At 68.1% G+C, this 20,555-nt stretch carries 14 protein-coding genes and 2 tRNA genes; 7 read left to right on the forward strand and 9 right to left on the reverse strand.

Annotated features, from left to right (window positions below):
- Window positions 1–16: 16 nt before the first annotated feature.
- From PPZ50_RS10300 to PPZ50_RS10310, 3 genes are read left to right on the forward strand one after another with little or no spacing between them, the layout of a single operon-like run.
- The gene (locus PPZ50_RS10300) at window positions 17–475 is read left to right on the forward strand and encodes a PDZ domain-containing protein (RefSeq protein WP_126012723.1); all 459 of its coding nucleotides are present in this window, start codon (window positions 17–19) and stop codon (window positions 473–475) included.
- On the forward strand, window positions 447–1,130 hold the full coding sequence (locus PPZ50_RS10305; RefSeq protein WP_066687725.1) for a winged helix-turn-helix domain-containing protein: 684 nt from the start codon (window positions 447–449) through the stop codon (window positions 1,128–1,130). Before PPZ50_RS10300 ends, PPZ50_RS10305 begins: the two co-directional genes overlap by 29 nt.
- Window positions 1,131–1,171: 41 nt before the next feature.
- The gene (locus PPZ50_RS10310) at window positions 1,172–2,473 is read left to right on the forward strand and encodes a sensor histidine kinase (protein ID WP_232307834.1); all 1,302 of its coding nucleotides are present in this window, start codon (window positions 1,172–1,174) and stop codon (window positions 2,471–2,473) included.
- A gap of 2 nt (window positions 2,474–2,475) precedes the next feature.
- Here the strand turns inward: PPZ50_RS10310 and PPZ50_RS10315 are convergent, their stop codons facing one another.
- A complete protein-coding gene (locus PPZ50_RS10315) occupies window positions 2,476–2,781 on the reverse strand; it encodes a hypothetical protein (protein WP_066687729.1) in 306 nt (101 codons plus the stop codon).
- 117 nt (window positions 2,782–2,898) lie between these two features.
- Here PPZ50_RS10315 and PPZ50_RS10320 point away from each other — a divergent pair, with 117 nt between their 5' ends.
- On the forward strand, window positions 2,899–3,198 hold the full coding sequence (locus PPZ50_RS10320; RefSeq protein ID WP_066687732.1) for a hypothetical protein: 300 nt from the start codon (window positions 2,899–2,901) through the stop codon (window positions 3,196–3,198).
- A 2-nt stretch (window positions 3,199–3,200) separates the two neighbouring features.
- Here PPZ50_RS10320 and PPZ50_RS10325 read toward each other — a convergent pair whose 3' ends face one another.
- The gene (locus PPZ50_RS10325; RefSeq protein WP_066687735.1) at window positions 3,201–6,497 is read right to left on the reverse strand and encodes a glycosyltransferase; all 3,297 of its coding nucleotides are present in this window, start codon (window positions 6,495–6,497) and stop codon (window positions 3,201–3,203) included.
- A gap of 246 nt (window positions 6,498–6,743) precedes the next feature.
- On the opposite strand from PPZ50_RS10325, the gene PPZ50_RS10330 reads away from it, so the two are divergent.
- Window positions 6,744–10,151, forward strand: a complete 3,408-nt coding sequence (locus tag PPZ50_RS10330; RefSeq protein WP_241215419.1) for an autotransporter domain-containing protein — start codon at window positions 6,744–6,746, stop codon at window positions 10,149–10,151.
- Window positions 10,152–10,506: 355 nt separating this feature from the next.
- Here the strand turns inward: PPZ50_RS10330 and PPZ50_RS10335 are convergent.
- The 7 genes from PPZ50_RS10335 to PPZ50_RS10365 form a co-directional block, all read right to left on the reverse strand.
- Window positions 10,507–10,582 (reverse strand) — tRNA-Lys (locus PPZ50_RS10335).
- A gap of 14 nt (window positions 10,583–10,596) precedes the next feature.
- Window positions 10,597–10,672 (reverse strand) — tRNA-Lys (locus PPZ50_RS10340).
- A gap of 112 nt (window positions 10,673–10,784) precedes the next feature.
- Complete coding sequence (gene rodA / locus PPZ50_RS10345; RefSeq protein WP_066687738.1) at window positions 10,785–11,921, reverse strand: rod shape-determining protein RodA; 1,137 nt, start codon at window positions 11,919–11,921, stop codon at window positions 10,785–10,787.
- Window positions 11,918–13,954: a penicillin-binding protein 2 gene (gene mrdA / locus PPZ50_RS10350; RefSeq protein ID WP_066687740.1), complete on the reverse strand. Its 2,037-nt coding sequence runs from the start codon at window positions 13,952–13,954 to the stop codon at window positions 11,918–11,920. The genes rodA and mrdA overlap by 4 nt, the downstream gene beginning before the upstream one ends.
- Window positions 13,951–14,451, reverse strand: a complete 501-nt coding sequence (gene mreD / locus PPZ50_RS10355) for a rod shape-determining protein MreD (RefSeq protein ID WP_066687742.1) — start codon at window positions 14,449–14,451, stop codon at window positions 13,951–13,953. Before mreD ends, mrdA begins: the two co-directional genes overlap by 4 nt.
- Window positions 14,448–15,347 carry a rod shape-determining protein MreC gene (gene mreC / locus PPZ50_RS10360; RefSeq protein ID WP_272815286.1) on the reverse strand — a complete coding sequence of 300 codons (900 nt, stop codon included), beginning with the start codon at window positions 15,345–15,347 and terminating at the stop codon, window positions 14,448–14,450. The genes mreD and mreC overlap by 4 nt, the downstream gene beginning before the upstream one ends.
- 17 nt (window positions 15,348–15,364) lie before the next feature.
- A complete protein-coding gene (locus tag PPZ50_RS10365) occupies window positions 15,365–16,405 on the reverse strand; it encodes a rod shape-determining protein (RefSeq protein ID WP_055756338.1) in 1,041 nt (346 codons plus the stop codon).
- 140 nt (window positions 16,406–16,545) lie between these two features.
- Here PPZ50_RS10365 and mutL point away from each other — a divergent pair, with 140 nt between their 5' ends.
- Both mutL and PPZ50_RS10375 read left to right on the forward strand, forming a co-directional pair.
- Window positions 16,546–18,321: a DNA mismatch repair endonuclease MutL gene (gene mutL, locus PPZ50_RS10370; RefSeq protein WP_066687748.1), complete on the forward strand. Its 1,776-nt coding sequence runs from the start codon at window positions 16,546–16,548 to the stop codon at window positions 18,319–18,321.
- 11 nt (window positions 18,322–18,332) lie between these two features.
- Window positions 18,333–20,510 (forward strand): xanthine dehydrogenase family protein molybdopterin-binding subunit, encoded by a 2,178-nt coding sequence (locus PPZ50_RS10375; RefSeq protein WP_066687757.1) that lies wholly within the window; start codon window positions 18,333–18,335, stop codon window positions 20,508–20,510.
- Window positions 20,511–20,555 lie beyond the last annotated feature (45 nt).

The raw sequence follows: 20,555 nt of genomic DNA on the forward strand, positions 1-20,555 counted from the left end.
AGATGACGCGATCTTCATGTGCCGCCCATCCGCCGGACGCCCGGCATGGCGCAGGGTGGCGGCGAAGGAGGTGGCGATGGACGCGATCGGGCGCAGGTCGGGAATGCCGGTACGCGGGATCGCGCTGAGCGGTCTGGTCGCCCTTGCCCTGGTCGGACCCAGCGTCCTTGCCAGCGGGCGGAGCGCAGTGACGGCCGGCGGCGCGACGCTGTCCGTTACCCAGGCGCCGGACGGGTTGATCGTCACCAGCCTGGAGACTGGTGGCGCCTCTGCACAAGCGGGGCTGCGCGTCGGCGATGTGATCGACCGGGTCGACGGATCGGGCGCGCCGACGCCGGACATGCTGCTGCGTGCGGAGGGCGACGGCGTCGCGCGCCTGCATGTCGCGGCAAGGGGTGACGGCGTGGGCCGCACGCTGATATGGCGGCGACCAACGGAGGGCCAAGGTGAAGATCCTGATCGTCGAGGACGATGAACAAACCGCCAGCTATATCGCCAAGGGGCTGACCGAGGCCGGGTTCAACGTCGATCGCGCCACCAACGGGCGCGACGGGCTGTTCCATGCCATTGACGGCGGCTACGACTGTATCGTCATGGACCGGATGCTGCCGCAGATGGACGGCATGGCGGCGGTCGCGGCGATGCGGGCCGCCGGGGTCGCTACGCCGGTGCTGATCCTGTCGGCCATGGGATCGCCCGACGACCGGGTCGCCGGGCTGACCCAGGGGGCCGACGACTATCTGACCAAGCCGTTCGTGTTCGCCGAACTGCTCGCCCGCGTCCGGCTGCTGACCCGGCGGCAACAGGCGGGCGGGCCGGCGGTCGAGACGAAGCTCGTCTGCGACGATCTGGAGATGGATCTGCTTGCCCGGCGGGTGCGGCGGGGGACGCGGGTCATCGACCTGCAACCGCGCGAGTTCCGGCTGCTCGAATATCTGCTGCGCCATGCCGGGCAGGTGGTGACCCGCACCATGTTGCTGGAGGGCGTGTGGGACTATCATTTCGATCCGGGCAGCAACGTGACCGACGTGCATATCAGCCGGCTGCGGCGCAAGATCGACGAGGGTGAGGAACGCCGGCTGCTGCATACGGTGCGCGGGTCGGGCTATAAGCTGGGAGCCGACGCCTGATCCGGTGGAGCCGGTCGGCGACGCTGCGCTTTGCCGCGCTGGTGTTCGCGTTGCAGATTGCCGGGTCGGCGGTCGTGCTGTTGACGGTCCGGTCGATTACCGAAAAGCAGCTGACCGCCAATGCCACCGACGAGGCGGGGCGATTGCGCGCGACGCTGCTGGACGGATGGGCGTCGGGCGGGGTCGACCGGCTGGTGCGCGTCGCCGAGGCGCGGCTGGACCGGAGCGACCGGCCGCAATCGGTCGTGCTGGTGATCGGGCGCGACGGGCGGGTGCTGGCGGGCAATGTGGCGGCATGGCCCCCGAATGTCGTGATCGGACCGCCATCGACCATCGAAATCTTTCGCGTGGCGCGCAGCCAGCCGGAGGCGATGCGGGTGATCGGCACCGTCCTGCCCGATGGGACGCGGCTGCTGACCGGCCATGTGATCGAGGGCGAGCTGGCGTTCGTCGGCGCGATGGAGGCGGCGATGGTCGCGGCGATGGTCGTCGCGCTGCTGCTGGCCGCCCTGGCCGGATGGGCGGCGGCGCGGCTGATCGCGGCGCGGCTCGGGCGGACGGCACAGACGGTGGCGGCGGTGACGGCGGGCGATCTGGCGCAGCGGGTCGCGCTGGACGGGGGCAACGACGCGTTCGAGGCGCTGGGCCGGTCGGTCAATGCGATGCTCGACCGGATCGCGATGCTGGTCGGCGAGCTGAAGCTGGCGACCGATGGGCTGGCGCATGACCTGCGCTCCCCGCTGACCCGGCTGCGCGCGACGCTGGAACGCGCGCTGGCGGCGGCGGAGAGCGAGGAGGGGCGGGTCGCGGTGCTGCGGGCGATGGATGAGGGCGACCGGTTGCTCGGGATGCTCGACACCGCGCTGCGCATCACGCGGGCGGAGGCGGGCATCGGGCGGGAGGCGTTCCAGCCGGTCGACCTGTCCGCGCTGGTCGCCGATGTCGCCGACATGTTCGAACCGCTGGCCGAGGACCGCGGGCTGGCGATCCGCGTCGTGGATGGCGGCGGTGTGACCGTTCCCGCCAATCGCGAAATGATCGGACAGGCGGTGGCAAATATGGTCGATAACGCATTGAAATATGGCGCTGGTGTTATCCGGGTCGGCGTCGAGCAGGCGGAGGGCAGCGTGGCGATCATCGTTGCCGACGATGGTCCGGGTATCCCACCCGACCGGCGCGACGATGCGCTGCGGCGCTTCGGGCGACTGGATGCGGCGCGGACCGAAAGCGGGGCGGGCCTGGGCCTGTCGTTGGTTGCGGCGGTCGCGCATCTGCATGGCGGCACGCTGGAGCTGGGCGACAATGCGCCGGGGCTGGTCGCGCGGATGACGATCGCCGTGTAGGGTCAGGCGAGGCGGTGCGGGGTCGGGTCGCCGCGTTCGGCGACCAGTTGTCGATGGGCGATGGTCAGGCAGTCGCGATAGGACGCGGTCACGGAGTCGATTTCGGTGCCGGCAAGTTGCGTGACATGGGCGAGGGCGGCGTCTTCCGCCATGGTGGCCACCAGCGAGGCAGCGACGGTTTCGTCGAGGCCGAGGCGTGACAGCAGCATGCGGGTGGCCCGGACCCGCATGCGAAATTCGAAGTCGAGCAGGCGCGCGGTTTCATGCTCCGCCTTCTTGCGCATCGCCCGGCCCAGATCGAATACCATGAGCTATCAGCTAGGATGCCGGGAGGACTCGGGCAAGGTGGCGGTCGATGCTCCAAGGGGCTGCCTTTGCCGTGCCGTATTTCGCGGGAACATTCCTTGACCGGAAGGAGACGGGCGATGTGGGCGTTGCTTCTGTTGATGCAGGCGGGCACCGAACCGCCCGCGCGGATCGACCTGACGCCGCTGTCGCCCGAACCGAAATGCGGCAAGGCGGAAGACGACGGCGAGATCGTCGTGTGCGGCGAGCGCGACAGCCGCCGCTATCGCCTGAATGCCCCGCCCGCTGCGGCGGAAGAGCCGATGCGGGCGGAAGTGCGGATTGGTGACGCCAAGGCCGCGGTCGAGGGTGAGAGCGCGGCGCTGGGCAGCGGGATCACGATCCCACGACTGATGGTGCGGCTGAAGATTCCCTTCTGACCTCACGCCGCCTCCACCCGGCCGCTGCGCTCCAGCTTTCCCCATCCGACCACGAACCCGCCGATCGCCGAGGCGATGGCGCGCAGCACGACCCAGTACATGATCTGCCGGTACACCAGCCGCTGCGCGACGAGCAGATGGGCGGGATAGCGCGTCTTGTTGCCGTCGAGCCGATAGGCGATCCAGCCGCAGAAGACGTCGATCGCGGTGAAGCACAGCCAGTACAGGCCCATCTGCCCGACATCGCCGCTGGTCTGTGCCCAGCCATGCTGCGCGACGCGGACGGCCGTGCCGACGATCGACAGGATCAGCGCGAGGTCGATCAGCGGCGAGATGGCGGCGAAGAAGATCTGGAACAGCCATGCCTGGGGCAGGCCGATCCGGGCGAGGCCAGCGGGCTTGCCGGTCAGCAGCACGCGGCGATGCTTCCACAGGCATTGCAGCGTGCCGAACGCCCAGCGATAGCGCTGCTTGGCGAGCGCCTTGAAGCTCTCGGGCGCTTCGGTCCACGCGACGGCGCGCGGGTCGTAGGTGACGCGCCAGCCGGCGCGCTGGATGGCGATGGTCAGGTCCTGATCCTCGGCCAGCGTGTCCTCCGGATAGCCGCCGACCGCATCCAGTGCCGCGCGCCGCCAGGCACCGACCGCGCCGGGCACCACCGTCATCGCATCGAACCCGGCGAGTGCGCGGCGTTCGAGATTCTGCGCGGTGATATATTCGACCGCCTGCCAGCGGGTGACGAGGTTCACCCGGTTGCCGACCCGCGCATCGCCCGCGACCGCCCCCAGCTTCGGATCGGCGAACCAGCGCGCCAGCCGGGCGATGGTCGTCGGTTCGAACTGGGTATCGGCGTCCAATGCGATGATCACCTCGCCCTCCGCCTGCAACAGCGCGCGGTTCAGCGCCGCCGCCTTGCCGCCATTGGCGAGCGTCAGCAGCGTGACGCGCGGATCGCGGGCGAAGCGGTCGCGCACGACGGCGCTGGTGGCGTCCTTCGACCCGTCATCGGCGACGATCACCTGCAGCCCCGGATAGTCGCTGGCCAGCACCCGCGCGACCGAATCGGCGATTACCCGCTCCTCATTATATGCCGGGATGATGACCGAGACGCTGGGATGATAGTCGGGCGGGGTCGGGCGCGTCCGCCGCGACTGGAACCATGCCAGCGCCGCCATCAGCACCGCGCGCGCCATGCCGAGACCGATGGCGAGGTAGAACAGCCAGGCGAGGCCGACCGCAATCGCCGCCAGCACGATGAAGATGGCGACATCGGTGCGGACCGCCGCGAGGTCGCGTCCGGTCACCGCCGGCATCGCGACGGCGCGCGGCACGCCGACCAGCTGCGATGCGGTGACGAAGTGATAGCCCTTCGCCTTCAGGATCGCGATGATTTGCGGCAGGGCATCGACCGTCTGCTGCCGGTCGCCGCCGCCATCGTGCAGCAGCACGACGTTGCGCGAACTGTCGGCGCTGGCGTCCTCGACCTGCTCCACCACCTGCCGCACGATCGCGTCGGTGCCCGGCCGCTGCCAGTCGTTGGGATCGACGTGCAGCCCGACGACGGTGTAGCCGAGGTCCTGCGCCAGCAGCGCGGGTGCGATTTCGTCCATCGTCGTCGGTTCGGCATCGCCGAAATAAGGCGCGCGGAACAGCGTGGTCGACCGGCCGGTATAGGCCTGAATCAGCCGCTGGGTGGCATTCAGCTCCAGCTTGGTCGTGCGTTCGCCGGTCGTGGCGAGGTTGGGGTGGGTGTAGCTGTGGTTGCCGATCTCGTCGCCATCGGCCACGATCCGCTGCAACAGCGCCGGATGTTCGAGCGCGTTTTCGCCGACGACGAAGAAGGTGGCGGGCACCCCGGCCTTTTCCAGCGCGTCGAGGATCGGCGGCGTCCACGTAGCGTCGGGGCCGTCGTCGAAGGTCAGCGCGATCGCCTTCGGATCGGCGCTGCCGGTGCGCTGCACGACATAGGGGGTAGGGAGCGCGGTGTAGCGTTCGTCGGCGATCATGCCGTCGCGGTCGAATTGCAGCAGGCGGTGGCCATCCGTCGGGCGGCTGGTGATGCGCAGCACTTCGCCCGATCCCTCGACATCGACATTGACCGCGCTTCGCAGGCGGCCGAGCCGCGGCACGCGCCCGGCGGTGCGGAAGGCGGCGAAATCGTTCCAGATGCCGGCATCCTCGCTGCCCAGTCGCCACAGCGCGACATCGTCCAGCCCCAACCGACGCAGCGCCGCCAGTTCGTTCCAGCTGGTCGCGGCGTCGAGCATCCACAGCTGATGGCGGCTGCCGCGTTCGTCGTCATAGGTGAAGCCGGCATTGCCGCTCGACCGGTCGAAGCCGACCGGGGCCGATGAGTCGTGCGCGGCGAGCCAGGCTTCCTCGATCGAGAGCGCATCGGCGCCGCCATCGTGCCAGTCATAGGCATAGCTGCCGAGCGCCACGACCAGCTTGTCGCGACCGACCTGGCGAATGGCCTGTTCGACCTGATCGACGAACCAGGGTTGCGACGCGATGGGGCCGGGGGTGCCGCTTTCCCAATGTTCGTCATAGGCCATCAGGATCACCCGGTCGGTGGCGCGGGCGATATCGGCCAGTCGCCATTCGGGATCGCCCGCCGGCGCGGTGACGGCGAGGATCGCGCCCTTGGGCAGGGCGGCGTGGAGCTGCGCGAGGAAGGCGGGATAGCGGGCGACCGCTGCGGCGGGCAGGCTTTCATAGTCCATGACCAGACCGGCGGCGTGATGCGCCTGCGCATAGCCGGCCAGCTGCGCCACCAAAGCCGCGCGGGCCTGCGGATCGGCCAGCATCTTTGCGGCCCCTGCGCCGTCCCAGTTTTCGTCGGTCAGGTTCTGCACCATCGGCAGCACCTTCGGCGCGTGGCGCGTGGCGGCCATGAGCTGTGTCAGGCGTGGATCGTCGATCGCATGGACCTGCTGCCCGACGACGGTGACGAAGGCCGGCACGACCCAGTCGAGGCCGGTCATGTGCCGCTGGAGCGACGACAGCCCGCCGGCGGTGTCGGGGACGTAGAAGCCGATGGTCAGCGGCGATCCCGGCGTCGGCGCGCTGGTGCGGGGCAGCCAGCGGCGATGGTTCGCCAACCCGTCGTTGCGCGGCGCGAAGGCTTCGCCATGCCGCCGCGCGAAGGGCAGGGGCATGCCGAGCGTGCGCGGCGTCAGTACGAGTGTCGTCGCAAAGGCGATCGCCGCCAGCACGACCGCCAGGATCAGCAGCGCGACCCCGCGCCTCGCCCAGATGCCGCGCCGGCCGGTGGGATCGAAGAAGATGGGCTTGCTCACGTGGCGGCGACCTCAATAACGACTGTGCCGGCCGCGTTACGGGATCGGGCCGCGCCGGGCGGTGAGCGCCACATGAATTTTTGGTCACGCGGGCAGGACGGCGCGTGATGCCGCTTTGCAACAGGTTGCGCATTCCGGATTATTGATGATCGATACGACCCGGCATGAATTGACAGCCCCCCGACAAAGCATAGGATGCCGCAATCACGGCGTTTTCCGGGCCGTTCGAAGTATAGGGGGATTTACATGGTACAGCGTCGATCGGCGGCTTTCCGCCGGATGGCTCGTTGCGCGTTGCTGACATCGGTGATGCCGTTCGCCGTGCAGGCACAGGCGCAGGAGCGTCCGACGGAGTCCGTCCATGCACCGCATGCCGGCACGATCTCCGCCGCACCGGTGAGCGTTGCTCCGATCGGCAGCGCGCCGGTCAGTGTCGCTCCGCTGGGCATTGCGCCGGGTGGTGTGATGCCGGGCGGGTCGTCGGTCGACGAGCCGCAGGTCGTCATCAACCCGCCGGGCACGCCCACGACGGCACGCGACCCGAACGACATCACCGGCGTCGGGCAGATGTTCATCAATCAGGGCGGCGGCAGCCTGAGCCTGTGCACCGGCACGCTGGTCAACCCGCGCATGGTGATCCTGGCGGCGCACTGCATGAACACCAGTCCGGCCAGCGCCTATGGCACCGAAACCGGCAACAAGCAGATGGCGTTCGGTTTCAAGGCCGATAACCTGCAGGGCGTGCGCGACTGGCTGTTCGGTAATCCCACGACCGGCGTGACCGCGTTCCGGTCGACCCCCGCCAATGCGATGTTCAACGTCAATCAGGTGTCGTACCTGACCGACTCGCTGAAGCCCGAAAATCGCGGCTTCCTGCAGGCCGACGTCGCCATTGCGACGCTCGACACGCCGGCGGTCGGTATCCCGGCATGGGCGCTGCTGTTCTCGGCACTGCCCGCGCCGTCGTCGATCAACAACGCCACCGGCACCGGCTATCATGTCGTCATCACCGGTTATGGCCGCAACGGTACCGGGCTGAACGGCGATACCGGCGGGATCGATTATCGTCGTCGCGTGGCGGAAAATTATCTCGGCGCGCTGACCTCGCTCAGCGATGTCGACCTGTTCCTCTATGGCGACACGGCGCGGACGCTGAACCAGAACCTGTACATGACCGACCTCGACGATCCGCGTCGCGGCACGGCGTCGGCCAGCCGGTTCGACTTCAACCTGTTCAAGGACAATGCGCTTCCGAACGAAGGCATCACCGCCGGCGGCGATTCGGGTGGTCCGCTGATCCTCGACAAGACGTATAGCAAGCCGGTCGTGCTGGGCGTACTCTCGGGCGGCACGCGCTATTATGCCGCGCAGCCGTCGTCGTCCTACGGCACGACGTCCTTCTATCAGCCGCTCTATCTCTATTGGGACTATATCGTCGCCTCGAACCCCTACCGCTATGTCAGCGCGAAGGCGGGCGATGCGAAGTGGACCGACGCGACCCATTGGCAGACCGAGCTCGACCCGAGCTATCAGGTGATCCAGAACGGCAAGCTGGTGAACGGCGTGCCGACCACCGCGGGCCAGGGTGAGGCCGGATCGGGCGGCGATTTCGGGCAGCTGTGCTTCGAAAGCGCGTCGAGCTCGATCTGCAAGGATTTGGCGACCGGCATCTATTACCAGAACGGCGTGGCGGTCGCGCAGGACCCGGTCGACCGCGGTCCCGCCGCGGTGGCGCGTGCCGCCGCGACTTTGGCCAACGGCCTGCCGGGTGCGACCAACTTCGTCCCCAACAACACGAACCCGGTAAAGGCGTCGGGCATCGTCGGACGCTATTTCGACGTGACGCTCGGCGCGGCGGGTACCACGACGCTCGATACCAGCGTCACCATCGACCGCCTGTCGATCGCCAACAGCCAGGCGCGGTTGAACGTCACCAGCACCGGCTCGCTCACCAGCCTGATCGAGATCAACCAGCTGAACGGCCAGACCATCGTCGACGGCCGCGTGGCGACCGGCGGGGATTATTTCCTGCTGGGCGGGTTGCTCAGCGGTTCGGGCCGGGTCGATTCGCGCTTCCTAACGAGTGTCAGCGGCACGATCGCGCCGGGCACGATCGGGACGATCGGCACGCTGACCATCGGCGGCAACCTGATCCTGGCGTCGGGCACGCAGCTGGCGATCGACATCGGCAACAATGGCGCGTCGGACAGGATCGCACTGGTCCGCAACGGCACCACCGACGGGCTGGCTAGCATCGGCGGATCGGTGCTGTTCAATCCGGTGGCGGGCAGCACGATCCGCTATAACGACAGCTACACGATCCTGACCGCCGCCGGCGAAATCCGTGGCCGCTTTGCCCAGCCGGGGGCGCTTAGCGCGATCCTGCGGCCGGTGCTGAGCTACACCGCCAACAGCGTGACCGCGCGGATCGATGCCGGCAGCTATGCGAGCGTCGTCGCGCAGACGCCGATCCAGACCGCCTATGCCCAACTGCTCGACCAGAACCGCAGCAACTATGCGGCGGTGGCGGGCGCTTACGGCATTCTCGACCTGCAGAGCCAGGCCGGGATCCAGGCGTCGCTGGAGGGTCTTGCCCCGCGTAGCGAGACGACCAAGCGCGCGATCGGCACGGTGGCGATGGACAATGTCGCCCGCTTCTATCGCGAACGGCTGGCGGCGATCGATCCGGCGCAGCCGCTGGGTGGCACGCTGGCGGTGATGGGGCGGCCGAGCGATGTGGTGGTGGGGGCAGTGATGGCCCCGACCATGGGCGTCGCGGCACAGACCGATGCGTCGGTCACCTCGATCCGCGAGGGCGTGCTGCCCGACGATGCCAGTGCGTTCCTCGCGGGCGGCTATATCCGCGGCAGTTCGCCGGGGATGCCGGGCACGAACCCGGCATCGGGTCGCGACGAGTTCGACGGCTTCTACATCGCGGGCGGCGTCGAAAAGGCGCTGTCGGATACCGCCGTGCTCGGCTTCGGCCTGTCGTACAGCGATGTCGACGGGCAGCAGCGCTTTGGCCAGCAGGCGCGCGGCGAGCTGATCCAGGGGACGCTGTACGGCAAGGTGCAGGCGCCGATGGGCGTCACCGTCGATGCGCAGTTCGGTGCGGGCGTCTATCAGGCGCGCACCAGCCGTAACGTGACGCTGGGCACCACGCCCTTCACGCTGCGCGCCCGCGACAATGCGCTGGCGCTGTCGGCGGAAGTCGGCGCGGGCTATCTGTTCGGCACCGACCAGCTGCACATCGGCCCGCGCGTTGCGGTTCGTGCCAGCCAGCTGGGCTTCACCCCGACGGTCGAAACCGGCGGCGGTCCGGCGCTGCGCTACGATGCAGACAACTACACCAGCCTCCAAGGCCGCGCCGGTGCGGTGCTCGACGGAGCGTTCGGCGGCTTCCGTCCGTTCGCCTCGGCCTATTATGTCCGGGAGTTCGAGGATCGCGCGGCGTTCTTCACCGCGAACTTCGCGAACGGCATCGGGCCGAGCGTGGCGTTCGCGCTGCCCAGCCGCGACGATGAATGGGGTGAGATCGGCGGCGGCTTCGCGTTCGGCAGCGACAAGGTCGAATTCTCGGTCGCGGCCGACACGACGATCGAACGCGACATCCGCAACCAGTCGTATCGCGGTACGGTGAAGGTGCGCTTCTGATGGGTAGCAGCCGGCGCGTGTGAGCGCGCCGGTCGTTTGCGTGAACGGAGAGAAGGCGGCGGTCCAGGTGGTCTGCCGCCTTCTTGTTTGCGCGCGGTAGGGTGCTGGGCGAACGGGATCGGGAGCGGGCCACCAGATCGCTTCACCACCGCGGAGGTGATCGGCGGTCCCGACTTGTGGCGATCGGCGAGGAAGCGGGACCCCGGGTCAAGCCCAGGGTGACGACGATATGGCGTCTTCGATCAGGAACAGCGCCGCAACGGGTGAATGCCACTGCGTCGAGCGCAGGATCGGCCGAAACGCGCCAGGCGTTCTGCTACGATGGGGAGGACCCTTCCGGCCGGTCTGGGGAGAATGGTGGACGCACTTGGGCTCGAACCAAGGACCCGCTGATTAAGAGTCAGCTGCTCTACCAACTGAGCTATGCGTCCATTCGCTGGACAGGTGGTGGACGCACTTGGGCTCGAACCAAGGACCCGCTGATTAAGAGTCAGCTGCTCTACCAACTGAGCTATGCGTCCGTCGCCTGGGCGATGGGGCGGGCCGGGCTGGCCGATCCGCCGTTGGAGCGGCGCCTTTAGCGAACCTTTGGCCCCACGCAAACCCTATTTTTCAGATTTCCGAAAAATAGCGTCAGAACCGGACGCGATCACGATTCTCCCGGTCGATCGCCATCAGGATGCCGATGCAGCCGAGCACCGTCATCTGGGCCGATCCGCCATAGCTGACCAGCGGCAGGGGGATGCCGACGACCGGAGCCAGCCCCATGACCATGCCGAGATTGATCGCGACATAGAAGAAGATCGTCGTAGCGAGCCCGCCCGCGACCAGCTTCGAGAAACGCCCCTCCGCGCGGACGCCGACGCCGACGCCCCAGCGCACCAGCAGGATGAAGGCGGTGATGAGCAGCACGCCGCCGACCAGCCCCCATTCCTCCGCCATGGTCGCGAACACGAAGTCGGTATGCCCCTCGGGCAGATAGTCGAGATGGCTCTGCGTGCCGTTCAGGAACCCCTTGCCAAAGATGCCGCCCGACCCGATCGCGATCTTCGACTGGCTGATATGATAGCCGGTGCCGAGCGGGTCGCTTTCGGGGTTGAGGAAGATCAGCACGCGGTTCTTCTGATATTCGTGCAGCAGGAAGTTGAAGGCGAGCGGCGCGGCGATGGCGACGCCCAGCGCACCGCCGACGAACAGTCGAAGCGGCAGGCCGGCGAGGAACATCACCGTCAGGCCGCCTGCGGTAATCATCAGCGCGGTGCCGAGGTCGGGCTGAAGCATGACCAGCACGACCGGGATTCCCAGCATCGCCGCCGCCGGCCACACCGCACCGAAGCGACGTATCTCACCCGCCGGCAACAGGTCGTAGAAGCGTGCCAGAGCCAGCACGATGGCGGGCTTCATGAATTCCGATGGCTGTACCCGGATGAAGCCGAGGTCGAGCCAGCGCTGCGACCCGCCCTTCACCGCGCCGACCAGTTCGACCAGCACCAGCATCACGGTGATGACGGCATAGGCGGGCAGGGCGATCCCCTGCCAGAAGCTCATGCGGATGCGGGAAATGCCGATGGCCGCCAACAGGAAGATGGCGAAGGCCAGCCCCTGTCGCGACGCCCAGGGCTGTACGCTGCCGCCAGCCGCCGAGAAGAGGACGACCAGCCCGAACCCGCCGATCGCCAGCAACAGGAACAGGACGCGCCACGGCAGCTTCGCCAATGGTGCCGGAACGAAGCCCAGCCCGTGCGAGGTCGTCTGGTTGATGCGCTTCATTCGGTCCGTTCAGTCACGTTGGATTGGGCCACCGCGGTGTCGGGGGCGCTCTGGTTGGCGGCGGTGTCGACGACGTTGGTCGTCGCGCCCTCGACATCGGCCGGTGTCGCGGGAACGGTGGTGACCGGTGCGGTCTGTTCGGCCTCGAACGCCTTCCACTGTGCCGCCATCCGGGTCTGGACGTCGCCGCCCCATTCGCGCTCCAGCGGTTCGAGCCGGGCCATCGCCTTGTCACGGTCGAACAGCCATGAGAGAATGTCGCTGGCGATCGGCGCGGCGGTATAGATATGGCCGGAATGCTCCAGCACGACCGATACGGCGTAGCGCGGCGCGGCGGCGGGGGCGTAGCCGATGAACAGCGAGTGGTCGCGCATCCGGAACGGGATCGCGCTATCACCCAGCACACCGGTGCGACGCTCCGCCATGGTAATGCGACGCACCTGCGCGGTGCCGGTCTTGCCGGCCAGCTGGATGCCCTCCGGCAGCCCCTGAAAGCGCGATCGGCCGGCGGTGCCGCCGCCATTGACCACCGCCCAGGTCGCTCGGTGCACCGTCGCCAGCATTTCCGGATCGATCCCCATCGAGGGCGCCGGCTTATGGGCGGTATCGAGCAGCAGGCGCGGCACGACCTCGCGCCCCTGCGCCAGTCGCGCAGCCATCACCGCCAGCTGCAGCGGGTTGCTCAGGACATAGCCTTGCCCGATCGACGCGTTGACCGAGTCGGCGACGGTCCATTTCTGCTTATATTTCCGCAGCTTCCACGCGCTGTCTGGCACGGTGCCATAACGTTGCGACTGGAACGGAAGCTCGAATTTCTGCCCCAGTCCCATCTGTCGCACGGTGGTCGCGAACGCGTCGTAGCCCAGTTCGCGGGCCATGGTGTAGAAATAGATATCGCAACTCTGTGCTACCGCCCCGATCAGGTCGAGCGGGCCATGGCCACCACGCTTGTGGCAGTGGAAGCGGCCGGTGCCGACCTGCAACACGCCCGAACAGGTGACGCGGCGGTGAGGATCGACGCCGGCCTTCATGATGGCAAGGCCGTGCATCGGCTTGACCGTCGATCCGGGCGGATACAGCCCCTGCAGCGTCTTGTTCATCAGCGGGATATGGTCGTCGCCCGACAGCATCTTCCATTCGAGCCGGCCGATCCCGTCCGAAAAACTGTTGGGGTCGTAGGCGGGCATCGACACCATCGCCAGCACGTCGCCGGTAACCGCGTCCATCACCACCGCCGAGCCGGAGTTCGGCCCCAGCCGGCGGGCGGCATATTCCTGTAGCCCGAGATCGATGGTCAGGCGGACATTCTTACCCTGCTTGTCGGGCCGCGTGTCGAGTTCGCGCACGATCTGGCCGCGCGCCGTCACCTCGACGCGCTTGGCGCCCGCCGTCCCGCGAAGCTGCGATTCCAGCGTCTTTTCAAGGCCATCCTTGCCGAGTTTGAAACCCGGTGTGACCATCAACGGGTCGCGGGTTTCCTTGAACTGTTCGGCGGTCGCAGCGCCGACATAGCCGGTGATATGCGCGACCGCGGCGCCCGGTGGATAGCTGCGCGAAAAACCGCGGGTAGGCTGGACGCCGGGGAGTTCGGGCAGGCGGACGCTGACCGCCGCGAAGCGTTCCCAGTCGAGATTCTCGGCGACCTGGACCGGGGTGAAGTTGCCGGCGCGCTTCAGGTCGGTCTGGATGCGGGCCATGTCCTCCGGCGTCAGTGCCAGCAACTGCCGCAGTTCGCCGAGCACCCGGTCGCGATCCTCCAGCCGGTCGGGGATCAGGTCGACCCGGAAATCGGTGCGATTGTTGGCGATCGGCGCGCCGTGGCGATCGATGATCCACCCACGGCGGGGCGGGATCATGGTCAGGTTGACGCGGTTGCTTTCGGCGAGGAGGTTATAGCGCTCGTTCTCGGCGACCGACAGCCATGCCATCCGCCCCGCCAGCACGACGCCCACCGCCACCTGCGCCCCGCCCAGCACCATCGCGCGCCTGGAAAAGCTGAAAGCCTGTGCGGCCTCGGTGACGATCCTGCTCATTCATCCTCGCTACCACCAAGTGCGGTACATAGCCTTGTGGCGGCCGGGAACAACGCTATCGATACGACGATCTGAAACAAAAGCACGGTATCGACCTGCGCCGACAGCCGGGTGGCAAAAGCTCGGCCGGCGACGAGGCAGAGGGCGATCGACCCGCCGGCGAGCAGCCAGTCCTGCCAGAAATCGCGGGTAACGAGACGGGTATCGACCAGATCGAGCATCAACGAGCAAAGCTGCCACAACAGCACCGCACTGCCCAGCGGCTGGCCGCTCACCAGGTCGTCGAACAGGCCGAGCGGTGCTGCCGCCCAGACGGGCAGCGCGCCCGGTCGAAGCAGCCGCCAGCCGAGGAACATCAACAGGCCGAAGGGCGGCAGGAACGGCACGGTGGCGACGACCGGCAACAGCGTGACGAGCGAACCGGCGAGGATGCTCGCGACCGCCTTGCGCGTGAGCACGCGTTCGGCGCGACCGTCGTCGGGGCCGAGCAGCTTCATTCGGCGGCGGGCGTCGGGGTCGGCGTGGCGCTAGGGGTCGGGCGGGGAACCGGTGCGGGCAGGAACGCGCGCTCGACCAGTGCGAAATCCAGCCCGTCGGGTTCGGCGAACACACGGGCGGGTGCCACATCGCGCTGGCTGCGCGAGACGCGGGCGACCGGCACGCCCGGCGGATAGATGCCGCCGGTGCCCGAGGTGACGAAGACATCGCCGGCGAGCAGCGGCGCGTTGACGACGCCGGCGGTGCGGACCTCGACCATGCCGTTGCCGACGCCGGCGACGATCGCCGACAGTCCGTCGCGCGTGCGACGCACCGGCACGATGCTTTCGGGATCGATGATCAGCAGCACGCTGGCGGTGTTGGGGCTGGTTTCGACGATGCGCCCGATCAGGCCGTTGGGTCCGCGCACCGGCTGTCCGCGCATCACGCCCTGTCGCGACCCCGCGTTAAGCGTCGCGAAGCGGCGGGTGCTGCTGGCCGAACTGTTGACCAGACGGGCGGTAATCACCGGAGCGGCCGACCGGTCGCGCAAGGCGAGGAGCGTGCGCAGCCGGGCGTTTTCGCGGTTCAGCAGCCGCGCCTGCATCAGGTAGCGGCGGGTCGCCTCCTCCCGCGCGCGCAGACGGCGGTTCTCCGACACCGCGCCGAAATAGTCGCCGATCCCTGCGGGCACCGATGCCACTCCGTCCCACACCCAGTCGGCGCCTGAGGAAATCGGGGTCGTCGCCTCCCGCATCGCCCCGCGCAGCGCGGAGAAGGCGCGGGGATCGATGATCGAGATCAGCAGCAGGACCGCCCCGACGAGCGCGCCGCTTGCCGCCAGCACGTACCCGGCGAACACCGTATATTGCGCCCGCCGCGAAAAGCCCGGACGGTGGTTGCGTGGCGGCGCCATGCCCCCCAATCCCTATGTCAGACGGCGAGCAGGACGCCCTTGTAGATCGGATCCTCCAGCGCGCGACCGGTGCCGAGCGCGACGCAGGTCAGCGGGTCTTCGGCGACCGTCACCGGCAGGCCGGTTTCGTCGCGGAGCACTTCGTCGATACCCTGCAGCAGCGCGCCGCCGCCGGTCAGCACGATACCCTGGTCGACGATGTCTGCGGCCAGTTCGGGGGCGGTGTTTTCCAGCGCGATGCGGACGCCCTCGACGATCGCGGCGACCGGTTCGGACAGCGCCTCGGCGATCTGGCCCTGGTTGATCTGGATTTCCTTCGGCACCCCGTTCACGAGGTCGCGACCCTTGACGTAGATCAGCGTGCCGATGCCGTCGGCCGGCGGCTTTGCCGTGCCGACTTCCTGCTTGATGCGCTCGGCCGTGGCTTCGCCGATCAGCAGGTTGTGGTTGCGGCGGACATAGCTGACGATCGCTTCGTCCATCTTGTCGCCGCCGACCCGGACCGAGGTCGAATAGGCGAGGCCGCGCAGCGACAGGACGGCGACTTCGGTCGTGCCGCCGCCGATGTCGACGACCATCGACCCGATCGGTTCGGTCACCGGCATGTCGGCACCGATCGCGGCCGCCATCGGTTCCTCGATCAGCCAGACCTGCGATGCGCCGGCGTTCGAGGCTGCGTCACGGATCGCGCGGCGTTCGACGCTGGTCGAGCCCGAGGGCACGCAGATCACGATCTGCGGCCAGCGGATGAAGCGGCGCTGGCCATGCACCTTCTGGATGAAGTGCTTGATCATCTGTTCGGCGACGTCGAGGTCGGCGATGACGCCGTCGCGCATCGGGCGGATCGCCTCAATCGAGCCGGGGGTCTTGCCCATCATCAGCTTGGCGTCGTCGCCGACCGCCTTCACCCGCTTGACCCCGTTCAGCGTCTCGACCGCCACTACCGACGGTTCGTTCAGCACGACACCGCGACCCCGCAGGTACACCACCGTATTGGCGGTGCCGAGGTCGATCGCCATATCATGCGACATGAACTTGAAGAAACGCGAGAAGGCCATCGATACTTCCGTCCTTATCCGCGTGTCCCGACGCGGCGGTTCGCAGCTTGTACCTCGACCCGTCCGACCGGGGTTCCAGTCGGTTGCCAGATGGCGGAAGCGGGTCGCGGGATGGCGCCGCTTGGGCTAGAGCGACCCCCATGTCAATACGCCGTCTGCCCGAGCATCTAGTCAACCGCATCGCTGCGGGAGAAGTGGTGGAACGCCCCGCTTCCGCGCTGAAAGAACTGGTCGAGAACGCGATCGACGCCGGCGCCGGCCGCATCCTCGTCCGCCTGGCGGGCGGGGGCATCGATTTGATCGAGGTTAGCGACGATGGCTGCGGCATGGGGCCGGCCGACATGGCGCTCGCGTTGGAACGGCATGCGACCTCCAAGCTGCCCGACGACCGGATCGAAGCGGTCACGACGTTGGGTTTTCGCGGCGAAGCGTTGCCGTCGATTGCCAGTGTCGCGTGCCTGTCGATCGAGAGCCGCCCGGCCGGGGCGGAGGGGTGGCTGCGCACCGTCGACAATGGTGAGGTGGTCGAGGATCGCCCCGCCGCGGTCCCGCCGGGCACGCGCATTCGGGTCGAGGGGCTGTTCGCCCGCGTGCCGGCGCGGCGCAAGTTCCTGCGCTCGCCCCGGTCGGAATTCGCGGCCTGTGTCGATCAGGTGCGGCGACTGGCGATGGCGCGACCCGATATCGCTTTCACCCTCGAACATGACGGGCGCCGGATATTGGGCGTGCAGGCGGGCGAATCGCGGCCGGAACGCGTCGCGGCGCTGACCGATCGCGCGCTGGCGATGAACTCGGTCGGGCTCGACTGGGAACGCGAAGGGATGCGGCTGGGCGGCGTCGCCGGGCTGCCGACCTTCCACCGGGGCGTCGCGGACCATCAATATCTGTTCGTCAATGGCAGGCCGGTGAAGGACCGCCTGCTGTCGGGCGCGGTGCGCGGTGCCTATGCCGAAATGCTGGCGCGGGACCGGCATGCGGTGGTCGCGCTGTTCCTCGATGTCGATCCCGACCTTATCGACGTCAACGTCCATCCGGCCAAGACCGAGGTGCGCTTTCGCGATCCGGCGGCGGCGCGCGGGCTGATCGTCGGTGGCTTGCGGCGCGCACTCGACGAGGCGGGGTTTCGCGCGGTGCAGCGTCCCGCCGCCGATGCGATGGCGGCATGGACGACCGAGCCGGTGGCGCCGGTGACGGCCCCGGCAATGCCGTTGCCGCCGCTTGCCGAGACGAGCGTGTCCCCGGGCTTCGCCTTTCACGACAAGCGTCCGACGTTCTTCGCGCCGCCGCCCCAGGCGCGCGCTGAGGTGGCCGTCGAGCCTCCGCCGGCCTCGACGGAATTTCCGCTGGGCGCGGCGCGCGGGCAGGTCGCGCGAAGCTATATCGTGGCGGAGGCCGAGGACGGGCTGGTGCTGGTCGACCAGCATGCCGCGCACGAACGGCTGGTGCTGGAGCGGATGCGGGCGGCAATGGCGACGGGCGGCGTGGCACGGCAGGCGCTGCTGATCCCCGAAGTGGTCGAGCTGGACGAGATCGCGTGCGACGCGCTGGAGGACAAGGCGGAGGAACTCGCCGAATTCGGACTGGAGGTGGAACGGTTCGGCCCGCGCGCGATGCTGGTGCGTGCCGTGCCGGCGATGCTGGGGCAGGGCGACGTCATCGGCCTCGTCACCGACCTTGCCGACGAAATCCGCGCGCATGATGCCGCGCTGTCGCTGAAAGAGCGGATCGACCATGTCGCGGCGACCATGGCGTGTCATGGATCGGTTCGCGCCGGGCGGGTGTTGTCGGTGGTCGAGATGAACGCCCTGCTGCGCGAGATGGAGGTCACGCCGCATTCGGGCCAGTGCAACCATGGTCGACCGACGTGGATCAAACTGGCGCATGGCGATATCGAGAAGCTGTTCGGACGGAAATAGGAAGTAGCGCCATGAAGTTCACCGAAGCCGCCGGCGCCAACCCGACCGATGCGATGCGGGTGCTGGGACGGCCGACCGATCGGATCGAAGGGCCGTTGAAGGTCAGCGGACGGGCAACCTATGCCGCCGAGTTCGCGGTGGCGGGGCAGGTCTATGGCGTGGTCGTCGGCACGACGATCGCGACCGGGCGAATCGTGTCGATCGACGCGGCGGACGCCTTGGCAGCGCCGGGCGTGCTGGCGGTGGTGACACACGAGAATGCCGGGCCGCTGGGTATCGGCGAGGATCACAAGGTGCCGATGCTTGCCGGGCCGCAGGTCGATCAACTCGGCCAGGCGGTGGCTTTGGTAGTGGCCGAAAGTTTCGAGGCGGCACGCGCGGCTTCGAAGCTGGTACAGGTCGACTATTCGGCGGCGGACGGTGCCTTCGATCTGGCGGACGCGGCCGCGCGCGGGGCGGACAAGCCGTTCCGGTCGAACGGACATGGCGATTTCGACCGTGCCTTTGCCGATGCGCCGGTGCAGGTCGATGCGACCTACACCACGCCCGATCATGCCCACGCGATGATGGAGCCTTACGCGTCGATCGCGGCGTGGGAGGGTGACGCGCTGACGCTGTGGACCGCGAACCAGATGGTCGACTGGGCGGCACGCGACATGGCGAAAATATTGAAGATGCCGAAGGACAAGGTGCGGATCGTCGCGCATCATGTCGGTGGCGGCTTCGGCGGTAAGCTGTGGGTCCGTGCCGATGCGGTGTTGGCTGCCGTCGCCGCGCGGCAGGTTGGGCGGCCGGTCAAGGTTGTGCTGTCCCGGCCACAAATGTTCAACAACACCACGCACCGGTCGTCGACGATCCAGCGACTATGGCTGGGCGCGGCGGCAGACGGGCGGTTGCAGGCGATCGCGCATGAAAGCTGGTCGGGCGATCTGCCCGGCGGCAGTCCGGAGGGTGCCGGCGCGCAGACGCGGCAGCTCTATGCCGCGCCGAATCGTCGGGTGGTCGAATGGCTCGCCGAGCTGAACCTGCCCGAATCCAGCGCGATGCGGGCGCCGGGCGAGGCTGTCGGGATGATGGCGATCGAAGCGGCGATGGACGAGCTTGCCGAAAAGCTGGCGATCGACCCGGTCGAACTGCGCGTGCTGAACGATACGCAGGTCGACCCGGAAAAGCCCGAGCGCCGCTTTTCGCACCGCGATCTGATCGGGTGCCTGCGCGAGGGGGCAGAGCGTTTCGGATGGCGCGAGCGTAATCCGGTTCCGGGCCGGCGACGTGAGGGGCGCTGGCTGGTGGGCGTGGGCATGGCGGCGGCGTATCGCGGCAACATGGTGTTGAAGTCGGCGGCGCGGGTCGGGATTGCCGGCGATGGCCGGGTGACGGTCACGACCGACATGACCGATATCGGCACCGGCAGCTATACGATCCTGGCGCAGACCGCCGCCGAGATGCTGGGCGTCGAGCTGGATCAGGTGACGGTCCGGCTGGGCGAATCGAGCTTCCCGGTGTCCGCGGGGTCGGGGGGGCAGTTTGGTGCGAACAGCTCGACGGCGGGGGTCTACGCCGCCTGCGTGGGGCTACGCGACCGGATCGCCGAGGCGGTCGGGTTCCACCCCGCGACGGCGCGCTTCGCCGAGGGCCGGGTGTGGTCGGGCAACCAGTCGGTCGCGCTGGGCGAGGCGGCGGGCGGTGCGGGAATCGAGGTTGAGGACCGGATCGAGTTCGGCGACCTGACGAAGAAGTTCGTGCAGGCGACCTTCGGCGCGCATTTCGTCGAGGTCGGCGTCGACGCCGATACCGCGGAGGTTCGCGTCCGCCGGATGCTGGGCGTTTTTGCCGCCGGACGCATACTGAACCCGAAGGCAGCACGCAGCCAGATATTGGGCGCGATGACGATGGGCGTGGGCGCGGCGTTGACCGAGGAACTGGTCGTCGATCCGCGGCTGGGCGGGTTCATCAATCACGACCTCGCCGAATATCATGTCCCGACCCATGCCGATATTCCGCATCAGGAAGTCGTGTTCCTTGACGAGACAGACCCTTATTCGTCGCCGATGAAGGCGAAGGGCGCGGGCGAGCTGGGCATTTGCGGCGTCGGCGCGGCGGTCGCGAACGCGGTGTACAATGCCTGTGGGGTGAGGGTTCGGGAGTATCCGATTACCGTCGACAAGGTGTTGGTGGGGTTGGAGTAAATCTATTGTCCGTCATTCCCGCGAAGGCGGGAATCCATACGCGCC

This window comes from Sphingomonas hankookensis (assembly GCF_028551275.1).
Classification (GTDB): domain Bacteria; phylum Pseudomonadota; class Alphaproteobacteria; order Sphingomonadales; family Sphingomonadaceae; genus Sphingomonas; species Sphingomonas hankookensis_A.